The 3628-nt window shown below is 39.7% G+C and carries 3 protein-coding genes and 2 pseudogenes; 2 read left to right on the top strand and 3 right to left on the bottom strand.

The window, feature by feature from the left end; all coding sequences use genetic code 11:
- Positions 1 to 205: pseudogene (locus ABF638_RS37185) on the bottom strand (hypothetical protein); the annotation flags it as partial.
- Positions 206 to 525: 320 nt separating this feature from the next.
- Here ABF638_RS37185 and ABF638_RS37180 point away from each other — a divergent pair.
- Positions 526 to 858 (top strand): annotated as a pseudogene (locus ABF638_RS37180) (DUF4360 domain-containing protein); the annotation flags it as partial.
- Between the two features lie 66 nt (positions 859 to 924).
- Here ABF638_RS37180 and ABF638_RS37175 read toward each other — a convergent pair.
- Complete coding sequence (locus tag ABF638_RS37175; RefSeq protein WP_179075813.1) at positions 925 to 1284, bottom strand: hypothetical protein; 360 nt, start codon at positions 1282 to 1284, stop codon at positions 925 to 927.
- A gap of 466 nt (positions 1285 to 1750) precedes the next feature.
- Here ABF638_RS37175 and ABF638_RS37170 point away from each other — a divergent pair, with 466 nt between their 5' ends.
- Positions 1751 to 2863: a sensor histidine kinase gene (locus ABF638_RS37170; RefSeq protein ID WP_435027754.1), complete on the top strand. Its 1113-nt coding sequence runs from the start codon at positions 1751 to 1753 to the stop codon at positions 2861 to 2863.
- A 532-nt stretch (positions 2864 to 3395) separates the two neighbouring features.
- Here the strand turns inward: ABF638_RS37170 and ABF638_RS37165 are convergent.
- The coding region (locus ABF638_RS37165) for a DUF3775 domain-containing protein (protein WP_435027753.1) at positions 3396 to 3628 on the bottom strand (233 nt) is incomplete at its 5' end.

Raw genomic sequence — 3628 nt, 5'->3', positions numbered from 1 at the left:
TAGCAACGATCGCAGCCATCGGGAACACAAAAAAGCCCAACATTAACCACATAATAGGGGCAACTTCTGCTATGCTTTGTGCCTGGGAGTCAGCCACACTAAGACCGTAAAAAATAGGCATTAATCCCAACTGACTGTGAAAAAGAAGTCCCAACAAGAAAACGATCCAAAGGGTAATAATTTTTCCTTGATGTTTGATTACCATACTGTTTTGCACTCCCATTATTTTTCAGTAATTCGAGTTTGGGTAGCTAACAGAATGACTATAGAGTAGCAAGAATATTGTAGCGATAGAATGCTTTTAACCTTTTCATTTTAATTAGTGAGTTGGAGAGCATAATAGCTGCCACCTTCAGATATCCATAGTACTCTCTTTCATCATATTTGAAGCAACTAAATTTGAGATTTTTGTAACGATTTGAAGGCTTTCAGTACAACTTATACAACTCAGACGCAATTCAACCTTGATTTCCAACAGCAGAATGTCACAGTAAATCTAGTTAGTAGATTCGCGATCAAAAAATTATGAAATTTGTAAAAGTATTTCTTGCTGCCGTTACATTAATTACTGCTTCAGTTAGCCCCGCCTTTGCTGATGCCAAAGTTGAAATTTTAGGTGCAAGTTATGGTGGTAGCGGTTGTCCCAATGAATCAGCCAGTGTTAGCGTTAGTCCAGATGGTCAAGAGCTAACCATTTTATTTGACAAGTTTGCAGCCATCGGAAATGTCGCCGCAGAAAGGCGGAAAAGCTGTAATTTGAGTATTCCGATCAAATTACCCCAAGGCTTTCAAATTTCCCTTTATGATGCTGATTATCGGGGTTATATTGCTCCCGGAACTACTGGGACACTAAGAGCATAAAAGCAAATATTGACCCTAGCGCAAAATATATTCTCTACTGTATTGTTGCCCAAAAGCATGAGGTTATTGAATCAGACTAGGGAGCAAAACTGACCCAACAAGAGACAGAGTTAGGATTTGGCGACTTAGCCAATCAGCGTTTTCGCGCAGGATATGCAGAATACTACCGTGAACCACTGTTTCTATCTGTATCCGCTCCTGTAGAGGGAAAGAGTAGCGGCTTTTGGGGGTGCTGGATAATTCCTGTACCCCTTCGACTACATAGCGGTTAGGGACATGACTTAGAATGTGGGCAATTAACTTTTGGCGCAACTCATGAATCGAAAAAGCTAATTGATAAGGATGTTCAGGGTACTCATATAAGACATTCTCAATTTCTTGAATGACTATTGGCAATGTTAAATTAATCAACGTATGTGACATTAGTGTTGTTTGATATAGATGTTTACTTTCAAGCCTAGATTCATTTGATGAATATACAGTCTGTTCTCAAAAAGATTTCCAGATAGTTCCTAATTGATCTGCTTGTGAAAAGTGTAACAACCAGGCGTTTGAAATCGAGTATATACAAGAGTTTGATGGATGGTTGAATTGTATAAGTTGATTAACGACGCACACAAAATGTAGCCAGATTAATTTAGCAATATAACTCTCTTTGAGGAATTAACCAAAAAAGTGATGCCTAGGTTGGGCTGCGCCTACGCTATTCCCTCTCCTTAAATTCCTTTTGTTGTCCTGACGATTTTTTAGGAGAAAGCAGAAGAGAAAATATTTAGTTCTTGAAACCTGTTTCGCAGATATAACCCAAGTTGCTAGTTACTCTTATGTGCGATCGCTTTTCTAGCGATATCTTGATGCTAGAATAAGTCTAAAATTAAAAACATTCATAATGTTACATGAATTTCTCTTAGCAGAACGTGACGAAATTCTCGCCTTGTGTTCAAAAAAGATCGCGCGTCTTGCTGATTCCATGAGTTCGAGCGACGAAATGGAAAGAGGATTACCTGTGTTCTATGATGAACTCATTGAGGTATTACGTGTTGATGCTGATATAGATGAATCTGGGGAAGCACATAACAGTTCTACAGAAAGTGTTCACAGAGCCGCAGCAGAGCGTCGGGGGAAAGAGTCGTTAAGACTTGGCTACAGCATTTCTCAGGTTGTTCATGGCTACGGCGCTCTTTGTCAATCTATCACTCAGTATATTCAGGAGAATAGTAGTGAAACAGCATCCCCTCGTGAATTCAATCGATTAAATTTCTGCCTCGATAGCGCTATTGCTGAAGCGGTTACAGAGTTTAATCGAGGTCAGCGCGAGAATGCAGAGCGGGATGAGGTTCTACGTCTTGGATTTCTAGCACATGAGTTGCGAAATGCTTTGACCTCCGCTACTTTAGCTTCCCAACTTATAATCACAGGGAAAGTCGGAACCAATGGAAGTACATCTCATGTTCTTGAAAATGCCCATAGGCGTATGAGAGAAATTATTGATCGTTCACTTGTTGAGGTGCGACTGTGGAACGAACCAACTGTCCAATATAAGAGATATCGAGTTATTCACCTAGTCAGTGAAGTTGAGGCTACTGCATGGTTTGAAGCAAGTGGGAAATCAATTGAGGTGCGTATTGAGGTAGCGCCGGAATTGGAGGTTTTAATAGATTGTCACCTAATAATATCTGCCCTATCGAATCTAGTTCAAAATGCCATTAAGTTCACCAAGAAGGGTGGGATTGTATGGATACGCGGTAAGGCTGTAGGTGGGCGTGTTTTGCTTGAAATAGAGGATCAATGTGGAGGACTCCCGCCTGGTGAGGTGGAAGAACTCTTTAAGCCTTTTTCTCGGATGGGAACAGATAAATCAGGAGTGGGGATTGGGCTGACAATTTCACGACGCTCCGTGTCGCTAAACAAGGGTATACTCTCAGTTCGGGATATCCCCTATCAAGGATGTGTCTTCTCAATTGATTTACCCTTAGCCTCCTCCCCTCTCCCCACTACATAATCCTCTAGCTCCGTCTTCGCTGCGCTCACCTATGTAAACTCCGACTATTTTTCTAGTCTTTTTAGCTTTGGATAAAAAGAAATAATTTTAGTCACTAAATCTCTATTATAACTACATATTTACCACTACCAAAATGTTTAGACTTGCTAAAAATCAATTATATGTTAGTATTTCTAAAGCATAACGGGAACCAAGGTTAAGAGGATGTTTGAAAAGTCCTCCTATCGGTAGCAAAAAGTTTTAGATCCCCCTAAATCCCCCTTAAAAAGGGGGACTTTAATTCCGCTTCCCCCCTTAAAAAAGGGGGGTTAGGGGGGATCAATAAGTACCTAAAATTATAGCTAACCACTTTTCAAACAACCTCTAAAACTCAACTATTAACAACGCTATAGATGTTATTAGTTATGAGTTTCCTGCTCAACCAAAATATCCACTCTATCTTGCATTTCTAGGTCGTATATCTTCAAAGAAGGAGCGACATCATCATTAAATGCTGCTATCAGATAGAAAAGACCAGATGTAGCTACTCAACTTAATTGTTGCAGTGATTATTATTTATTTTTTTCAGCCCAGAGCGAAGATATTTAGCTAGGAAAGCCTTTTCGATAATATAACTAGTTGTACAGTTTTGAGGGATGAGATGTAGTGCTTGTGCAGTTAAATCGTTTAAGTCTGATGGGTGTTCACAGGATACATATTGACCAAGCCAGATAAGGGCTATAACTTGTCCTTTTTCATCTGAAGAAAAATCGTCTACATATTTAT

It is taken from the genome of Nostoc sp. CALU 1950, from assembly GCF_051172895.1.
Taxonomy (GTDB): Bacteria; Cyanobacteriota; Cyanobacteriia; order Cyanobacteriales; family Nostocaceae; genus Nostoc; species Nostoc edaphicum_A.
The sequence above is the reverse complement of the archived record's forward strand: the minus strand, read 5'-3'. Positions and strand labels throughout refer to the sequence as shown.

Excerpts from the sequence above, each read along its gene's own strand:
- ABF638_RS37175 (WP_179075813.1), bottom strand. The coding sequence starts at position 1,284 with ATGTCACATACGTTGATTAATTTAACATTGCCAATAGTCATTCAAGAA.
- ABF638_RS37170 (WP_435027754.1), top strand. The coding sequence starts at position 1,751 with ATGTTACATGAATTTCTCTTAGCAGAACGTGACGAAATTCTCGCCTTG.